Source organism: Polynucleobacter sp. P1-05-14 (genome assembly GCF_018881675.1).
In the GTDB taxonomy this organism is placed as follows: Bacteria; Pseudomonadota; Gammaproteobacteria; order Burkholderiales; family Burkholderiaceae; genus Polynucleobacter.
In genome coordinates this window covers 254843-271569 of the sequence record NZ_JACVPV010000029.1, presented here as the reverse complement: position 1 = coordinate 271569, position 16727 = coordinate 254843, and the positions used below count along the sequence as shown (strand labels likewise).

General features: G+C 44.6%; 22 protein-coding genes. 10 read left to right on the top strand and 12 right to left on the bottom strand.

The features are described 5' to 3' along the window. Positions 1 to 118 precede the first annotated feature (118 nt). The 3 genes from ICN37_RS09840 to ICN37_RS09830 are packed head-to-tail and all read left to right on the top strand — an operon-like array spanning position 119 to position 2736. Positions 119 to 976 (top strand): LOG family protein, encoded by an 858-nt coding sequence (locus tag ICN37_RS09840; protein WP_216157133.1) that lies wholly within the window; start codon positions 119 to 121, stop codon positions 974 to 976. A 26-nt stretch (positions 977 to 1002) separates the two neighbouring features. Beyond that, on the top strand, positions 1003 to 1515 hold the full coding sequence (locus ICN37_RS09835) for a hypothetical protein (RefSeq protein ID WP_216157130.1): 513 nt from the start codon (positions 1003 to 1005) through the stop codon (positions 1513 to 1515). Between the two features lie 3 nt (positions 1516 to 1518). Then, entirely contained in the window at positions 1519 to 2736 is a 1218-nt protein-coding gene (locus ICN37_RS09830; protein ID WP_216157127.1) for an aminoacetone oxidase family FAD-binding enzyme, read from the top strand. A 20-nt stretch (positions 2737 to 2756) separates the two neighbouring features. Here ICN37_RS09830 and ICN37_RS09825 read toward each other — a convergent pair whose 3' ends face one another. Both ICN37_RS09825 and ICN37_RS09820 read right to left on the bottom strand, forming a co-directional pair. Beyond that, positions 2757 to 3518, bottom strand: a complete 762-nt coding sequence (locus tag ICN37_RS09825; protein ID WP_216157124.1) for a TerC family protein — start codon at positions 3516 to 3518, stop codon at positions 2757 to 2759. A gap of 80 nt (positions 3519 to 3598) precedes the next feature. Continuing rightward, complete coding sequence (locus ICN37_RS09820) at positions 3599 to 3988, bottom strand: group II truncated hemoglobin (RefSeq protein WP_215321780.1); 390 nt, start codon at positions 3986 to 3988, stop codon at positions 3599 to 3601. A gap of 104 nt (positions 3989 to 4092) precedes the next feature. Here ICN37_RS09820 and ICN37_RS09815 point away from each other — a divergent pair, with 104 nt between their 5' ends. Beyond that, positions 4093 to 4620 (top strand): hypothetical protein, encoded by a 528-nt coding sequence (locus tag ICN37_RS09815; RefSeq protein ID WP_215321781.1) that lies wholly within the window; start codon positions 4093 to 4095, stop codon positions 4618 to 4620. 51 nt (positions 4621 to 4671) lie between these two features. Here ICN37_RS09815 and ICN37_RS09810 read toward each other — a convergent pair whose 3' ends face one another. Both ICN37_RS09810 and ICN37_RS09805 read right to left on the bottom strand, forming a co-directional pair. Then, entirely contained in the window at positions 4672 to 4893 is a 222-nt protein-coding gene (locus ICN37_RS09810) for a TIGR02450 family Trp-rich protein (RefSeq protein ID WP_216157121.1), read from the bottom strand. A gap of 23 nt (positions 4894 to 4916) precedes the next feature. Next, positions 4917 to 5102 carry a hypothetical protein gene (locus tag ICN37_RS09805; protein WP_215321783.1) on the bottom strand — a complete coding sequence of 62 codons (186 nt, stop codon included), beginning with the start codon at positions 5100 to 5102 and terminating at the stop codon, positions 4917 to 4919. A 265-nt stretch (positions 5103 to 5367) separates the two neighbouring features. Between ICN37_RS09805 and ICN37_RS09800 the strand changes: the two genes are divergently transcribed. Next, on the top strand, positions 5368 to 6417 hold the full coding sequence (locus tag ICN37_RS09800; RefSeq protein WP_216157118.1) for a fumarylacetoacetate hydrolase family protein: 1050 nt from the start codon (positions 5368 to 5370) through the stop codon (positions 6415 to 6417). A 39-nt stretch (positions 6418 to 6456) separates the two neighbouring features. On the opposite strand, the gene ICN37_RS09795 is transcribed toward ICN37_RS09800, so the two are convergent. Next, positions 6457 to 8046, bottom strand: a complete 1590-nt coding sequence (locus tag ICN37_RS09795; protein ID WP_216157115.1) for a rhodanese homology domain-containing protein — start codon at positions 8044 to 8046, stop codon at positions 6457 to 6459. A gap of 35 nt (positions 8047 to 8081) precedes the next feature. Then, positions 8082 to 9056 (bottom strand): tripartite tricarboxylate transporter substrate binding protein, encoded by a 975-nt coding sequence (locus tag ICN37_RS09790; RefSeq protein ID WP_215321786.1) that lies wholly within the window; start codon positions 9054 to 9056, stop codon positions 8082 to 8084. Between the two features lie 160 nt (positions 9057 to 9216). Here ICN37_RS09790 and ICN37_RS09785 point away from each other — a divergent pair, with 160 nt between their 5' ends. After that, positions 9217 to 9405, top strand: coding sequence for a hypothetical protein (locus ICN37_RS09785; RefSeq protein WP_028819023.1), 189 nt, complete (start codon positions 9217 to 9219; stop codon positions 9403 to 9405). Between the two features lie 81 nt (positions 9406 to 9486). On the opposite strand, the gene ICN37_RS09780 is transcribed toward ICN37_RS09785, so the two are convergent. Further along, the gene (locus ICN37_RS09780) at positions 9487 to 9780 is read right to left on the bottom strand and encodes a DUF1330 domain-containing protein (RefSeq protein WP_251368529.1); all 294 of its coding nucleotides are present in this window, start codon (positions 9778 to 9780) and stop codon (positions 9487 to 9489) included. A 57-nt stretch (positions 9781 to 9837) separates the two neighbouring features. Here ICN37_RS09780 and ICN37_RS09775 point away from each other — a divergent pair, with 57 nt between their 5' ends. Both ICN37_RS09775 and mmsB read left to right on the top strand, forming a co-directional pair. Then, positions 9838 to 10107, top strand: a complete 270-nt coding sequence (locus tag ICN37_RS09775; RefSeq protein ID WP_216157112.1) for a cupin — start codon at positions 9838 to 9840, stop codon at positions 10105 to 10107. 25 nt (positions 10108 to 10132) lie between these two features. After that, entirely contained in the window at positions 10133 to 11011 is an 879-nt protein-coding gene (gene mmsB / locus ICN37_RS09770; protein WP_216157108.1) for a 3-hydroxyisobutyrate dehydrogenase, read from the top strand. 68 nt (positions 11012 to 11079) lie between these two features. Here mmsB and ICN37_RS09765 read toward each other — a convergent pair whose 3' ends face one another. From ICN37_RS09765 to ICN37_RS09750, 4 genes are all read right to left on the bottom strand, one after another. Then, on the bottom strand, positions 11080 to 12360 hold the full coding sequence (locus ICN37_RS09765; protein WP_216157105.1) for a DEAD/DEAH box helicase: 1281 nt from the start codon (positions 12358 to 12360) through the stop codon (positions 11080 to 11082). A gap of 135 nt (positions 12361 to 12495) precedes the next feature. After that, complete coding sequence (locus ICN37_RS09760; RefSeq protein ID WP_215321790.1) at positions 12496 to 13074, bottom strand: hypothetical protein; 579 nt, start codon at positions 13072 to 13074, stop codon at positions 12496 to 12498. A 20-nt stretch (positions 13075 to 13094) separates the two neighbouring features. After that, positions 13095 to 13529, bottom strand: a complete 435-nt coding sequence (locus ICN37_RS09755) for a YbgC/FadM family acyl-CoA thioesterase (protein WP_215321791.1) — start codon at positions 13527 to 13529, stop codon at positions 13095 to 13097. A gap of 12 nt (positions 13530 to 13541) precedes the next feature. After that, the gene (locus tag ICN37_RS09750) at positions 13542 to 13973 is read right to left on the bottom strand and encodes a GNAT family N-acetyltransferase (RefSeq protein ID WP_251368530.1); all 432 of its coding nucleotides are present in this window, start codon (positions 13971 to 13973) and stop codon (positions 13542 to 13544) included. A 162-nt stretch (positions 13974 to 14135) separates the two neighbouring features. On the opposite strand from ICN37_RS09750, the gene ICN37_RS09745 reads away from it, so the two are divergent. Continuing rightward, positions 14136 to 14717: a hypothetical protein gene (locus ICN37_RS09745; protein ID WP_255533292.1), complete on the top strand. Its 582-nt coding sequence runs from the start codon at positions 14136 to 14138 to the stop codon at positions 14715 to 14717. Between the two features lie 84 nt (positions 14718 to 14801). Here ICN37_RS09745 and ICN37_RS09740 read toward each other — a convergent pair whose 3' ends face one another. Further along, entirely contained in the window at positions 14802 to 15626 is an 825-nt protein-coding gene (locus ICN37_RS09740) for a substrate-binding domain-containing protein (protein ID WP_215321792.1), read from the bottom strand. Positions 15627 to 15701: 75 nt separating this feature from the next. On the opposite strand from ICN37_RS09740, the gene ICN37_RS09735 reads away from it, so the two are divergent. Next, positions 15702 to 16724: a substrate-binding domain-containing protein gene (locus ICN37_RS09735; RefSeq protein WP_216157102.1), complete on the top strand. Its 1023-nt coding sequence runs from the start codon at positions 15702 to 15704 to the stop codon at positions 16722 to 16724. The last annotated feature ends 3 nt before the right edge of the window (positions 16725 to 16727 follow it).

Genomic DNA, 16727 nt, shown 5'->3' with positions numbered 1-16727 from the left:
AAGTGCTAGGTAAATCCTGATAAGCCCTAAGCCCTCATATCCTTGGTTAATCTAGGTGTTAATACTGATTTAGTTCACAGAGTAAGATGACCCTAAATAGATGTCAAAAGGTTGCAATATGAGTCCAAAACTCCCCATTAATAACTCACAGACGATTACTGAGTTTTTAAATCTACACAAGAATCAAATATCGGAAGAAGATTCCGAGGATTCTTATAAGTTTGCTTTTGGTGACGAGGCTTTTTTGTCGCGCAGGGAAACGATTGGCATTCGTTTTGAATTGGAGTTATTAAAGCCAGAGATCCTACTCAAGGAGCATGGTATCGAACATACGATTACCGTATTTGGGTCGACTCGATTTATCAGTCATGCTGAAGCATTAACTCTGAAGGAAAATGCAAAGACACCAGAGAAGATTGCAGATGCCAACAGAGCGCTTCTGCATAGCAAGTATTACGAGTCAGCCCGAGAGTTCGGCTCATTGGTTGCTCATTACAACGCTACTCAAGAGAATAACTTTAATAAACTTCATATTTGCACAGGCGGCGGCCCCGGAATTATGGAGGCTGCTAATCGAGGTGCATTTGAAGCGGGCGATAAAACCATTGGTTTTAATATCAGTCTACCTAGGGAGCAGCACCCCAATCCTTATGTCAGCCCCGGCTTAAGTTTTCGCTTTCATTACTTCGCGTTGCGCAAGATGCACTTCATGTTGCGTGCTAGAGCGATTGTTGCCTTTCCTGGCGGATTTGGGTCCTGTGACGAGTTATTTGAGGTGTTGACACTGATTCAGACCAAAAAAGTCGTCCCCATCCCCGTGATTCTGGTGGGCAAAGAATATTGGAATGAGATGATTAACTTTGATCACATGGTGGAATTTGGTGTGATTGATCAAGAGGATATGCAAACCATTCACTTCTCAGAGACTGCCCAGGAGGCTTGGCAGGTGATTCAGGATTGGTATCAATTGGGTTAAGAAGTACTCGCCTGTAAAATCCCACTATGAATCCAGCGCAAACTAGCATCGCCACATCTCTAGATCTTCCGGGCTATCTCTTGGGTGGTACCATGCTTTTATTGGTTATGATTTTTCATGGAGTGGTGCTGCTGCAGATTTCGAAGCGCTATGAAGTCAAAACTTTTCTATATTTGGCCGAAAAGAAATACTCTGCCGTAGCTCTCTGTTTTTACGCAAGCATCTTCTGCTTATTCTTAACCCATATCGCTGAAATACTGATTTGGGGTGTTGCTTTGTATGCATTCAAGTTGTTGCCTGCTCTGGGGCAAAGTATTCTATTTAGTGGTAGCACCTATACTGCAATGGGATTTATGGAAGATATCCTTCCTGATGGCTGGAAGATGCTGGCAGTGATCATCGCTTTTTCTGGAATGTTTTCCTTCGCATGGACTGCATCAGCCATGATCTCCATGACTAAGAACTTCCGCCAAGCCTATACCAAGCTTCATATGAGAAAGCTCAATATCTCATCTGACATCATTGATCGTTTTGAGTAATGCATGAGTAAAACTTGGGATGCCATCATTATCGGTGGTGGAGCAGCTGGCTTATTTTGCGCAGGAGTTGCTGGCCAGTTAGGAAAAAAAGTACTTGTACTGGATCATGCTGAGGTATTGGGTGAGAAGATTCGTATTAGCGGTGGCGGCCGTTGTAATTTCACCAATCTTCATTGTAGCCCAGCTAACTTTTTATCTCTCAATCAGCATTTTGTTAAAAGTGCACTCGCTAGATACCCCTCAACAGAATTTATCAAGCTGGTGACATCCTATGGTATTAATTACCATGAGAAACATCAGGGTCAATTATTTTGCGATGAGTCTGCCAAACAAATCATTGATCTATTGTTTGCAGAGTGCGCCAAGGGGAATGTGACTGTTCGTCATCCAGTCTCAGTGCAAGCGATTGAGCAAGAAGGTGATCGATGGTCCATTCAAACGAATGCTGGCACTGAAAAATCTAAGTCAGTCGTTATGGCAACTGGAGGGTTGCCGGTTCCCGCCATCGGAGCCACGGCCTATTCATTGGATATTGCCAAGCAGTTTGGCTTGAATGTGATTGATCCTAGGCCCGCTTTAGTACCGCTCTCATTTACTGCAGATAACTTCGGCGATCTCAGTGAATTAGCTGGTCTAGCTGTCCCAGTCAGAATCGCCTCCGGCTCTAAGGGATATCGATATGGCGCCTGTAGATTCAATGAGGACTTACTTCTGACCCATAAGGGCTTATCTGGTCCCGCAGTTCTTCAGGCTAGCAGTTATTGGGAAGAGGGCGAACCGATTCACATCGATTGGCTTGGCGCAATTGAGCGTCCTGGAGGATTTAACTGCGATGAGCTTTTTAATAATGAAGAGAATCGCTTAAAGCTTACCGAAACGATTTTGGCTTCTGTGCTTCCTCAGCGCTTAGCTAAAGTATTTGCAGAGCAGCGCAATCTAATGGGTCGAAAATGGGCCGAAGTCTCTAAAAAGGATCGTCAAGCTCTCAAGGAGCTGCTCACGAACTGGTCTGTAAAGCCAGCGGGTACCTTGGGTTGGAAAAAAGCTGAGGTCATGTTGGGTGGGGTGGATACAAAAGAGTTGGACGGTCAAACGATGATGTCGCGCAAACACCAAGGGCTATTCTTTATAGGTGAGTGCGTTGATGTCACTGGTCATTTGGGTGGGCAAAATTTCCAATGGGCATGGGCCAGCGGCTATGCTTGTGCGCAATCCCTATAAATTTCTCATCGCACCAGGGCTTACTTCAGTTTTTTCTTCTTTTCACGCGAGCGGATATTTAAAAGCTCAACAGATAAAGAAAATGCCATAGCAACGTAGACATAGCCTTTAGGAATGTGAACGCCCATTCCTTCTGCGATCAATACCACACCAACAACAGTCAAAAATGACAGGGCCAGCACTTTAATAGACGGGTGGCGCTGAACAAAATCCCCGATGGGTTTAGCGGCAATCAGCATGATGAGCACCGAAGCAAGGACTGCTGCGATCATGACGCTAATTTGATCCACCATACCTACAGCTGTAATCACGCTATCTAGGGAAAAAATAATATCTAGCAAGCCAATTTGTAAAACAGAGCCAATAAATAAAGAGAGCATTGACTTGGCGCGGTCTTTCCCCTGAGAGTCAATTTGTTCATCACCATGTTCACCCACCTCTACTTCAATATAAATTTCTTTAGAAGCCTTCCAGATCAGGAAGAAGCCACCAAGCAATAAGATTAAATCTCTGCCGCTAATCAGGTGGTCGGAGATACTTAAGAGGGGATTGGTAAGGCCCATTACCCACGATAGACTTAGCAATAAAAGAATGCGGGTGACAAGCGCAAACAAAAGACCAAAGCGGCGCACCTTCTCCCGAATTTCAGAGGGGAGTCTGTTGGCGATAACGCTAATAAAAATGATGTTATCAATGCCGAGAATAATTTCAAGGGCAGAGAGTGTCAGAAAGGCAATCCAAGTATTGGGATCACTCAGGAGCTGCATCGTGCTTTCGATCATTTTCTACTTTACTAATGTAACTATTGATGAGAGTTTAGCGAATAACACCAACCCCCTATTTCAATTTAATGACCACATCATTAGTTGGGTTGATTTCTCATCCAGTCGGCAGTATTGAAAAAGGATTCTTCTAATTGCTTGGCAACGTTGCCATCAATCCCGCAATCTTCCATGGCCTTATACATGCAAGCAAGCCATTGATCTCGTTCTTTTAAGCCAATCTTGAATGGCAGATGCCGAGCCCTTAGCATGGGGTGGCCATATTTGGGTGAGTAGATATCAGGACCGCCCATCCAGCCGGTGAGGAAGAACTTGAGTTTTTCCCTAGAGCCGGAAAGATCTTGCGGGTGCATGGACCGTAGATCCTCAAAATGGGGTTCTAGGGCCATTAAATCGTAAAAACGATCTACTAACGCGTCAATTTGGTCTATGCCGCCAATGGACTCATAAATGGATATTTTTTCACTCATTTTGTCATTTTAATGCGGTAAATTCGGGGAATTGGCAGTTCTTCTATTTCGGTATAGAGTTAAATGCCAAAGCTTTATTAACCCTTGTTTATAGGAGTGTACAAATGGATGCAAAAGAACTTCAAAAATGGCAGCGTGAAAAAGCAAAAGAATTATTCGATTACTCACATACTTTGCTTGAGGCGGCAAAAAAATTAAGCGAGCATCATATGGCGGAGATTGAGTGGGGCATGAAAAATGCTCTCGATAGCGCCAAGTCAGCCGCTAAGAACGATTTAGCTAAATTAAAAGACTTACAGGAAGAAGCTACAAAAGAAACTGCGAAACGTGCAGCCGCATACCAAAAGAAGGTGAAAGCAGTTTTAAAAGAACTCGGCGAAGGTGCTGCTGATGAAACGGAAAAGCATTTAGAAAAGGTTCGTAGCTCTTTGGTAACATGGCTTGAGGATGCTGAAAATAAAATGCCAGCACATGCTGACAAGTTATCCAAGGTAGTTCATGAAATGTCCACGACAGGACAAAATATGTTCAAAGAAGGGCGTCGTATTGTTAACCAAGTTGCCGAGACTGCGGAAAAGAATATCGATGAACTAGTTAAAAAATCCGGGGGCAAGAAGAAGGCTGATGAATAGGCCTGATTAAGCCAAGGAAAAACAAAGCCGCCTCACAACTGGGGCGGTTTTTTATTTCCAACCTTGTAGCCATAACTCACTGTTGATGAGATCGCGCCATGCGATTTGTGTGGTTTTCTTGGAATAGACTGCTTCAATTTCCACAAACTCAATTTTTTCGTTTGGTGGTTCTGGCAGAATTACTTTACTCACCAAGAAATGCTTTTGTTTAGCAATCGGTTGAACTGCGGTCCATTTGGTGAGGAGTAATTTCTTAGGGCTGAGTCGATTCATCGGTAATACATTCCCATTCTTTTTTATAAGGCAGTGCACTGGAATTCTTGACCATTGATCAAGAGCGCACCTGAGGAGGGTGAGAATACGGTCTTCGATTGATCGGTTTGACCTGAGCATTTTTCATCAAAGTAGCTTTGGGCGCCCAAACTTCCGCAATAATCAAGTGCCACCCCCTTAAATTCCATTTGGGCCTTTCGGAGCACCATGGAAACTTTAGACTCGGAAGGGGCGCTACAACTCCAAGTAGTGTATGTCTCTCGACCACAGGCACTAAGCCCGAGAAGGATCGCAAGGTAGAAGGCTAGACGAATTTGGGGGGGATTCTCAAGGATTGCACCCCTAGAGGATAGCGATATTTCCAATATTTCGCCCAAGAATCAGGTTTGGTATTAATATTTACTGCAGATTGTTTAATAAACAACGCTTAGTCTTAATAAGACATTTAAAAACAAAAATATTGAAGGAGACGCTGTGGATACAAATCGGAGAGATGCGCTTAAATTAGGTGCATCTGCTGCTATTAGCGGTATGTTTATTTCTAATGCCATTGCTGCTACTGATGGTCAGCCGCCGATTGTGGTGGAGCCACTAACCGGTAAAGCAGGTCTTAGAATTGCTAACTATTTGCCAAAAATGGGTGCCACCTCAAGATTGGGATTGGTTACTAATGACGGTATGGTGGTTGATATCCCTGCGGAAGCGGCTCGTCAAAAAGTACAGCTCTCATTCGATCCTACCTCAATGATTTCATTGGCTGCCTCTGGCAACAAAGGCTTGAGTGAGTTGGCAACATTATTTAAAGGTCGTGGAAGTAATTTAGCCAATGTGAATAATGTGGTTTTGCTATCACCTATCCCTAAGCCACAAAGCAATATTTATTGCGTGGGCTGGAATTATCTAGACCATTTTGAAGAAGGCCTCAAGCATCGCGCCGATACTGCTGTGAAGGAGTACCCAAAGGTTCCTGTGCTCTTTACTAAAGGCACGCAAACTATGAATGGCCCATTCGATAACATTCCTTATGATGCCGGCATCTCCACCATGATTGATTGGGAGGCTGAGCTAGCAGTGGTGATTGGTAAAAAAGGCAAGAATATTTCTGAAGAGAATGCAATGGACTATGTCTTTGGCTATTCTGCCTTCAACGATACTACGGCGCGTGATATTCAGCAAAAGCGTCAGTCCGGCCAATGGTTTAAAGGCAAGAGCTTGGATGGTCATGGTCCAATGGGTCCATGGGTTGTTACTGCAGGTGGTGTCAATTTAGATGACACTCGCATTATTTGCCGTGTGAATGGCGTTGAAAAGCAAAACGCTAGTTACAAGCAAATGTATTTCAAGATCCCGGCAATTATTGCTGAGCTATCGCGTGGCTTAACATTATTGCCAGGCGACATTATTGCAACTGGCACTCCTTCTGGGGTAGGCGCAGGCAGAACTCCTCAGGAGTTTATGAAGCCAGGTGATGTTATGGAAACAAACATCACTGGCATTGGCATCATCCGCAACAAGATTGCTTAACTGATTAACTCAGTAAGCTTTCAGAACAACAGCAAGGACCTAGAGAACCCAGAAGTGATGAGTTCCGTCCTTGCCCAGTTGTTCCACTAAACCAAACTCCCAATCAAGATAGGCCTGCATTGCTGCAGGATCTACACTAGTGCCTTCATAAGGGCGCTTATAGCGATCCAGGGGAGGTGAGGCTAAATGACTCGGACCTTTTTCTAGATCTAATCCTGCCCTTACCCAGGCGGCATTACCGCCTGCCAAAACGAGTACCTCAGCTTTAGTCAAGACTTGCACTTCCTGGGCAGCAAAAAGACTTAATTCAGCTGGTGCGCTGGTAATAACATAGCGATCTACCTGAGGAATTTTTTTCATTGCTTCAGTAAGTTGAGAACGGAGTGCATACCAACTTCCAGGGATGTGTCCTTTCACGTAGTTGGCATGTGTGCTGAAATCGATTGCAATGGTATTGCTATCGCTCTTAAGCCAATTGGAGACAGTAGCAGCATCAACACTCTCCATTTTTGGAAGGTCGGGTAGGGGCGCTTTCCAGATTCCTTTTTCCTTGAGATCGGAGGTATTGACTCCATCAAGAACATAAACATCCCAAGCCATTTGCGCCAACCAAGATGCGGGCATATTAGCGCGCACGCCACCACCACTTGGGTCTACCAACACTACACGTGCGCCACGAACTGGAGCAACCATATCCGTTTCTTGTACAAGCTGTCCGCCTGGTACCGATCTAAAGCCAGGAAGATGACCTGCTTCATACTCTTCCGGAGTGCGCGTATCAAAGAAATAAGTCGTTCGATCGGCTTGTGCTTTCCATGTCTGTATATCGCCAAGGCTAGCGCGCTTAACGCCGGCTCGATCAGCAACACTGCGAGCGCGTACTGCTGCTTCATTTCTTGTGTCGTCACTCACTTCCTGAAACTTTCTGCTTTGTCCCTTATCCAATTCTTGGCCGGCAAGCGTCCAGCCAATCGTGCCATTACGTAGCGCATTAACTTTGTTTGGAATGCCGGCATTAATCAGCGACTGAGTGCCAATAATGCTGCGAGTTCTGCCGGCGCAGTTCACAATGACCTTCGTCTTTGGGTTGGGTGCTAACTCTGGAAGGCGCAGAACCAGCTCTGCACCTGGAACGCTAATACCGGTGGGAATGCTCATCGTGTTGTATTCATCAAAGCGGCGTACATCAACAACAACGACATCTTCTTTGTCATCGATTAATTGTTTTACTTCTTGCGCTGATAAAGAGGGGGTATGGACCTTGGATTCTACAAACTCACCAAATGATTTACTGGGAACATTCACATCTTTAAATACTTCACCGCCAGCTACTTTCCAGCCTTGAACACCTCCCTCAAAAACCGATACATCGGTGTACCCAAGATTGATTAAGCGTTGCGCAGCTAATTGAGAAAAACCTTCGCCATCATCAAGGGTGACGATAGGTACATTTTTCTTTGGTAGCTTTGCGTAAGCATCAATCTCTACTCTGGAAAGAGGCAGGTTTGCGGCAAAGAGGGGATGCTCTTGCGCATGAGGATCTTCTTCGCGCACATCTAAGAATGCAATTTCTTCTTTGTTGAGGAGTTTATTGCGAACGAATGAGTGATTTTTAGTTTGAATTGCCATACTGTCTTTTGTATTTTTAATTGAATGATTATCTTTTAGTCTAACTTGGCGCCAGATTTTTTGACTACCTCACCCCAGCGCACAACTTCTTGATTGATATAGGCAGCCAGTTCAGGACGCGTCATTTTTGGTACGCTTGCGCCCATAGATGCCCAGCGTTCCTTAATATCAGGAGAGGCAAGTGCTATTTGTGTTTCTGCGCTCATCTTGTCAACGATGTCTTTGGGTGTTCCCTTGATTGCCCACAGAGCATACCAACTTGATACAATGAAATTAGAGATCCCTAGTTCTTGAGCGGTTGGCACATTTGGAAACGCATCCACTCTTTTGGAGGTTGCAACCGCAACCGCAATAAGCTGCCCATTCTTAATGAATGGTGCTGCACCTGCCAAGGTATCAAACATCATGTCCACTTGACCGGCGACAAGGTCTTGAAGGGCTGGCCCAGTTCCACGATAAGGAATGTGGGTGATAAATAATTTGTTCTGTAACTTAAATAGCTCACCTGTTAAATGCTGCGAAGTCCCATTGCCTGTAGAGGCGTAGTTATATTTTCCTGGATGCTTACGAATCTCTTCCATGATAGATTTCAAATCATTTTTTGGAAACTTGTTTGGGTTTACAACAATGACATGAGGAACGCTACCAATGATCGCGACTGGCTCAAAATCTTTGGTGATGTCATATGAGAGGTTGGTATACATGCTTGGGGCAATAGAGTGATGCACTGCACCAAGAAGCCAGGTATAGCCGTCCGGCGCCATTTTTGCTGCAACTGCAGCACCCAGGGTTCCACCTGCACCACCTCGGTTATCAACCACGATGGCGTCATTCAGTTGGGTTGAAAGCTGCTTTGCTAAGGGGCGCCCAAAAGCGTCCACAGCCCCACCTGGTGGGAAGGGGTTAATAAAAGTAATTGGCTTGTTGGGGCTTGGCCAAGAGCTGGTTTGGGCATTTGCTGAGAGTCCAATTAGGCTGCCAATAAGCAATAGAAGGAAATTTCTAATCATTTTTTGTCTCTAGTTTATTTATAGTATTTGTAGGGCTATTTTGGCTGAAGCCGCCAATATAAGAGTTATCCCTGATTTAGGGGGCGATTTTCTATGGTTTTTATAGGGATATACTGATCCGGCTGTCGGTATAAATATTCATTTGTTAATAGGAGACGAGATGTCACAACACGATACATTGTTGGCTGCTTTTGAAACATACAAAGCTGAAAACGAAAAATTCATTGAAAAAGGTATTAAGGCATCTGCTGCTCGCGCACGCAAGGCCTTGCAAGAAATCGCCGGTGCCTGCAAAGAGCGCCGCAAAGAAATCACTGCCGCTAAAGAGGCAATGGAAGCTAAGAAGTAATTCTCACTTCGGACTGATTGATAAGCCTAGCTTTTGCGAGCTAGGCTTTTTTATTAGTGACTTGCACTTACAGTACTTTGCTTAAATAGCAATGCTAAACAAAGTTAGTTTCATTGCTTTGCTACGAATAGGAACGAGCATTTGATATTCGGGGCTATTGGCCCAAGCATGAACGTCTTGCGCGTTGGGAAACTCGAGCTCCACAAAAGATCTGAAGGACGCAATTCCTAATTCATTCCAGAATAATTCTACAACTGAGCCACGGTTCTTGATAGAGCCCTTGTAGAGCTCAACCGTTTGCCCAACTTGAGAACGGTATTGCTCAAAAGCGCTTTGATCCATTAACTCCATCAGCCCAATGACCTTCACCATCATGACTCCTCATATAGATTACCTAATGCTAAGAGAGTATATCCACGCTATAGTTAGGTCATGAATACAGAGCAATTTCAACGGTTACTTGAGCAGGAAGGATTTCCTGAGCCGGTAGAGGTTGAGCAAGCCCCCAATAGTCAGCTTAGTAATCACGAGCATCTATTTGAAGTAAGGGCGCTAGTGATTCAAGGCAGTATCGATATCACTATTCATGGAAAGAGTAGGGCCTACCAGGCTGGTGATGTGTTTGAGTTGGGATTTAAAGAGGTGCATTCCGAGTCATATGGGCCTGAGGGGGTGAAATACCTAGCCTCTAGAAAACAATAAACAATATTAAGAAATTGAGAGTGATATGAAAATCGGTTTTATTGGACTTGGCAATATGGGCTTACCAATGGCCCTGAACTTATTAAAAGCAGGACACCAAGTTACAGGTTTCGATTTGGTAAAGAATCAGCTTGATGTTTTTGCAGCTGCAGGAGGTAGCGTTGCAGCAAATGCAAACGACACTGCAAAAGATGTCGATGTTTTGATCAGCATGCTGCCCGCCTCTCGTCATGTGGAGGGCTTATATCTTGGTGATGCCGGTTTGTTGGCAAGCGCGAATCCTAAAACATTGCTCATTGATTGCTCAACGATTTCGCCAAAGGTAGCTCAAATAGCTGCCGCTGCCGCCAAAGCAAAAGGCTTTGCCATGATTGATGCGCCAGTCTCGGGCGGAACTGCAGGTGCGCAAGCGGGTACTTTAACGTTTATGGTCGGTGGCGAAACGAGTGCAGTGGAGTGCGCACGTCCTATATTAGAAATGATGGGCAAGAATATCTTTCATGCTGGCGGCAATGGGGCGGGGCAGACCGTTAAAGTTTGTAACAACATGATGTTGGGCATTCAGATGCTGGGAACAAGTGAGGCGCTGCGATTAGGCATCGCAAATGGCCTAGACCCCAAAGTTCTATCTGACATCATGTCTAAGAGTTCAGGGCGAAACTGGGCTTTGGAGCTTTATAACCCATGTCCAGGCGTCATGGAAAATGTCCCATCCTCAAAAGGTTATGCTGGTGGTTTTGGTGTAGATCTCATGCTCAAAGACATGGGGCTGGCAGTTGAGAATGCGGAAGATCTGGATGCTAGTGTTCCCCTTGGGAAATTAGCGCAACAACTCTATGAGAGTCACAGCAAAGCCGGTAATGGCCAACTGGATTTCTCAAGCGTCTTTAATTTAAAAAAATAAATTAAAGACGCTCCGTAGCCCAGACAGATCAACTCTGGAGGGTCTCAAAATCCTAATTGCAGCTTGGTTTAGCGGTTAAAGCTTCTTTTAGGTGGGCTACTACGCTTGGCAGGAGTCTTCTTCGCTGGAGCTCCAACTGTTCCGGCAGGTCTTGGCTTGCGAGATTGCTGGTGTTGCTGACTACGCAGCTGAATCGGTTGCGCCACGGCATTTGGATCTGGTTCAAATCCAGCAATCACTTCTTGAGGCAACTTTTGCTTAATCAGTTTTTCAATATCTCTGAGCATTTGATGCTCATCAACGCACACCAGGGAAACTGCTACGCCATTTGAACCTGCGCGACCAGTACGCCCAATACGATGGACATAATCTTCAGAAACGTTTGGAAGGTCATAGTTCACTACGTGAGGGAGTTGGTCAATATCAATACCGCGTGCAGCAATATCGGTGGCAACCAATGCGGTTAACTTACCTGCCTTGAAATCAGCTAAGGCTTTAGTACGAGCAGATTGGCTTTTATTGCCATGAATGGCCATACTGGTGATGCCATCCTTTTCCAGCTGAGTAACTAACTTATTCGCGCCATGCTTAGTGCGGGTAAAAACTAGTACTTGCTTCCAGTCGTTAGTCTTAATGAGATGGGCTAGCAGGGGATGCTTGTTGGTTCTATCTACTGGATGAATCAATTGGGCAATTGCTTCATTGGCGCTATTGCTACGAGCTACCTCAATCAACTCGGGCGAATTGAGTAAGCCATCTGCTAATTGCTTAATTTCGGTAGAGAATGTTGCTGAGAACAAAAGATTCTGGCGCTTTTTAGGTAAGGCAGCCAAGATCTTTTTAATGTCTCGTAAGAAGCCCATGTCTAACATACGATCGGCTTCATCTAATACGAGAATCTCAATATCGTTGAGTGATACGCAATTTTGTGACATGAGATCAAGCAGTCGACCTGGCGTAGCTACCAATATATCGAGACCGCCAGCAATGGCTTTGATTTGCGGATTAGCGCCAACTCCGCCAAAAATCACAGTAGATTTTAAGCCAGTATATTTTCCATAAGTGACAACAGACTCTTGGACTTGAGCAGCTAACTCACGAGTAGGGGTCAAGATCAAAACTCGTAATAATCTTTTGCCACTAGATTTAGGGGTGCTGCTTAAACGTTGCAGAATTGGAAGCGTGAAGCCAGCTGTTTTTCCTGTGCCGGTTTGTGCGGCAGCTAAAAGATCGCCACCTTTTAAAACGGCAGGAATCGATTTTGCTTGAATTGGGGTAGGGCTGGTGTAGCCTTCTTCAGCAATAGCGCGAAGAATGGGTTCTGATAAACCAAGATCTGTAAATAACATAGGGGCCAATAAAGTATTGACCCGTATTCAATTAAACGACTATCCCGGTCAATGGGGTGAGCTGCCACGCTGGAGCGTTTGCAGTAAGAATCTCTATTTTAAGTCATCAACCTCAAAAGCTCGGTAATTAGAGAATTACGCTGGATTCCAGAGATTTGGCACGACAGTATTGGCATAACCGGAGACGAATGACTTTTCTGCACCGGTTTCAGGGTTAAATACCGAGCGATGAATGCGGCCGATATTGCCACCATACACGTGAATGCTGATTGAAGTTTTGTCGTGCAAACTATTCTCGACCACATGAATGTCGTGAGTATCTGGTGATACGGTATCAACGTGCCCGGGCAGGCTGACACATGCATTGCCTGCTTTGAAGCTGGAATCTGCTTGGCGATAGTAGGGTGTGCCGGTTTCTTGACCGCGCAACTGACCAATCATTCCCCAAACGGTGTGATTATGCAAAGGCGTTTTTTGTCCGGGGCCCCACACAAAACTCACTACAGAGAATCGATCCAATGGGTCTGCATAGAGAAGATATTGCTGGTAGTACTGCGGGTGCGGTTTAGTGAACTCTTCTGGCAACCAATCATCCACTGCAATCAGCTTCTCTAATATTTTCTTGCCTTCAGTAAAAACGATCTCTTCACTTGGCTTTTTCTCGAGTAGCAAACTGAGTTCTTGAATAAAGGTCAGTAATTTTCCGTCAGACATTTTTTGCTCCATTACATACATCACTCATCTTGGAATACACAATCAGGCCATGCCTTAGGTTTGAGTGTGTTGGTATCAACGCAAACGATATGCAGCAAGGCGCTCGCAATAATTTGGAATTCTTCGCTGTCATGAAGCTTTCTTTGCGCAGTCTGTTTAACGCTCACCTGGGTGCGGCCGCGATGTTCAATCACTTGGTCTATGTAAAGCAAGTCATCTAGACGCCCTGGTTTATAGAAGTTCATTGTGAGTTCGCGCAACGGCATCACCATATTAAATTCATTCTCGAGTTTGGTAGGGCTTAAGCCTTTTTGAGCAAGCCACTCTGCACGGCTGCGTTCAAAAATCTCTAGATAACGTCCGTGATAGACAAAACCTGCTGCATCTGTATCTGAGTAACAGACTCGATGGGTATAGATAAAGGCGCTGGTATTTAGATTGGTGTTAGAGGTCATCGGTTATTAAATTTATTTTGACAATACGAGAATCATATTACGATGAGCAATACCAGCCTCATCATAGGTGGGCCCCTGTACCTGAAAGCCTAGTTTTTGATAGAAAGGGATGGCGGCTACTTGGGAGTGCAAAACGATAGACTCTGCCCTTTGAGATTTAGCGAGGTCAATCAGCTTTTCCAGGATCTTCCTTCCAATTCCCTGATTTCTAAATTGCGTCAAGACAGCCATACGTCCAATTTGGGATCGCCCGCCACCCAGATCCACCAGTCTTCCAGTGCCAATACAATGTGACTCCAGATAGGCTAGGGCATGAGCGGCAGAAGGGTCGAATTCATCCAATTCAAGCTCGGCTGGGACTCTTTGCTCTAGGATAAAGACCTCTTGGCGCACCCAAAAGGCGTCTACTTCAGCCTCTTTCCACGGTTTTATTAGTATTTCCAAGATGCCCAGTGCCTCCAAGTGCTGTTTCCATCCAATTTACCAAATAAAGGTAAATATGAGCACAGTTCGAAGCTGTACAAAAAGCGCCTCATTCCATGGTTACAATGAATTGTGGCTCTGGATTGAGCCCATTCGTAACCTTTTACTCAATTAGGAGTTATCTTGAAGAAATCTTTATTAGCTGGTTTATTTGCTGCAGTTGGCATTACCTTTGCAAGCTCTGTTTTTGCACAGCTTCCTGCAAAGATGTTGCCTTTAGCTGCGGACGTTGTCGTTTTGAGTGCAACTGTTGATTCAGTAGATGCAAAGAAGCGCATTGTTGTATTGAAAGATGCTAACGGTAATTTGGCGCAGATGAACGTCGCTAAGTCAGTAAATGATTTAGATAAAGTTAAAAAGGGCGACGTATTCTTGGTTGAGCATGCTCAAGCGGTTGCGGTTGGCTTGACTGCTGTTGGTAAAGGTCAAAAACCAGGCGTCTCAGGTGTGCGTTCTGTAGTGATCGCCGGCAAAGGCGCTACTAAGCCTTTTGAGGAGACAGCAGAAACTGTTTATGCAACTGTAAAGATCTCAACCATTGATCAAAAGACACGTATCGTAAGCTTCACATTACCAAGTGGCGAGAAGCAAAAAGTTAAAGTAGATCCAGCTGTTTTGGGCCTTGAGAAATTCAAAGCTGGTGATGACGTCATGGTTGAGTTTGTTGACGACACAGCAATTGGCTTCGTAACACCAAAGAAATAATCAATACTAAGTAGCCTATAACTGGTCAGTAGGACGGTTGTAAAAAAGCCCGCAAATGCGGGCTTTTTGTTTGATGCGGCTAGATTATTTTTTAGCGTTCGGAAAGAAAAGCTGCTCGCCATCAATCTTGTAGCTAGCAATAACATCTTGACCATTTTTCGAAATGAGCCAATCAATAAATTCTTGACCCTGTGCTTTTTTCACATGAGGGAACTTAGCTGGATTAACCAACATCACACCATATTGATTGAATAGCTTTGGATCGCCTTGCACAAGGATCACGAGGTCACCACGATTCTTAAAGCTGAGCCAAGTAGCGCGATCGGCCAAAATATAGCCATTCATTGCAGAAGCAGTATTCAGAGCAGGCCCCATACCAGAGCCTGTTTCTTTGTACCAAGACTGATTGGAAGAGGGGGTAATGCCTGCACCTTTCCAGTAGCGAAGCTCTGCAGCATGTGTACCGCTTTTATCTGCACGTGATACAAAAGGAGCTTGTGCAGTAGCAATTTTTTGGAGTGCAACTTGAATATCCTTACCACCAGCAATTTTTGCTGGATCTGATTTAGGTCCAATGAGTACGAAATCGTTGTACATCACTTCGTAGCGTTTAGTTGAAAAGCCTTCTTCAACAAACTTCTCTTCAGCAGGTTTGTCATGAACAAACACCACGTCTGCATCACCACGGTGGCCAATATCTAGTGCCTGCCCAGTTCCAACAGCCACAACCTTAACTTCAATACCAGTCTTCATCTTAAAGATAGGGAGCATGTAATTGAAGAGGCCAGATTGCTCTGTGGAGGTAGTGGATGAGACCACAATACTTTTTTCTTGGGCGAAAGCCTGTGAGCCGTTGAGGGCAATGGCCGTTAGGGTCGCTAGAAGTAGGTTGCGGATTGATTTTTTCATAGGCGTGCACTGAGTAATTTATTAAGGTAATATCATCGCATAATTATTACCACTTGAATATGCAATCAATTACATATGCAAATTGAAGTTAGACCAACCTTAGTATTAAATAATCAAGCCAAAGGCGGGGTCCCTATTGATTTGGTTTGGCTGTCTCAGCTGTTAAGGGATATCGGTCGCGGTAACTCGTTAATTTCAGCAAGTAAAAAATCCAGCACCTCTTATCGAAGCGCCTGGGGCAAGATGAATGATGTGGAAGCTGCGCTTGGCATGCCACTCATTACGAGGACTAAAGGACATGGCTCAAAGTTAACAAAACTCGGCGAGTTTTTAATTGAGTTTATTGATGAGATGCAAGCGGGGTATATTGAGCATGGAAGCGCATATCAAGATACCTTACTTAAAGAAATTAAAAAGATTCAAAAGACTGATAGTAGAAAATGGAAGTTTCTCTCTAGCAGTGATTCCATCATTCAAAGGGCCGCCGCAGAGATTAAAGGCTTCGATTTGAAGATTGCTGGTTCGGGAGAGTCCCTTGAAAAGCTTCTGAGTAACGAAGCTCATATTGCCGGATACCATGTATCAGATGAGCGAAGCTCAAAGGCTATTCATCATCGCTTGTCAAAAAATGATATTCAAATATATCCTGTCATGAAGCGCACACAAGGCTTGCTGGTGAAAAAAGGAAACCCCCTCCGCATCTCTGCTCTCTATGATTTGGTGAATCCAAAAATTCGCTTTATTAATCGTCAGATCGGCTCTGGCACAAGACTACTACTTGATGGTCTGCTGATAGAGGAGGGTATTGATCCTTCTGAAGTGAATGGCTATCTGCATGAAGAGTTCACTCATTCAGCGGTTGCGAATGCTATTTTGGCCGACAAGGCTGATGTAGGTTTGGGCGTGAAAAATATTGCTATTGAAAATGGTTTGGGGTTTATACCGCTTAAAGATGAGTTATTTTTCATCGCCATGCATAGGGAGATGGTTGCTCAATCAGAGGCCTCCAAATTAATCAGGAAGATAAGAAGCTATTCGGGAGATACGCCTGGATATAAGGCTGTAGGCCTTAATCGACAAATTGAGGGTTGGTTGTAACGT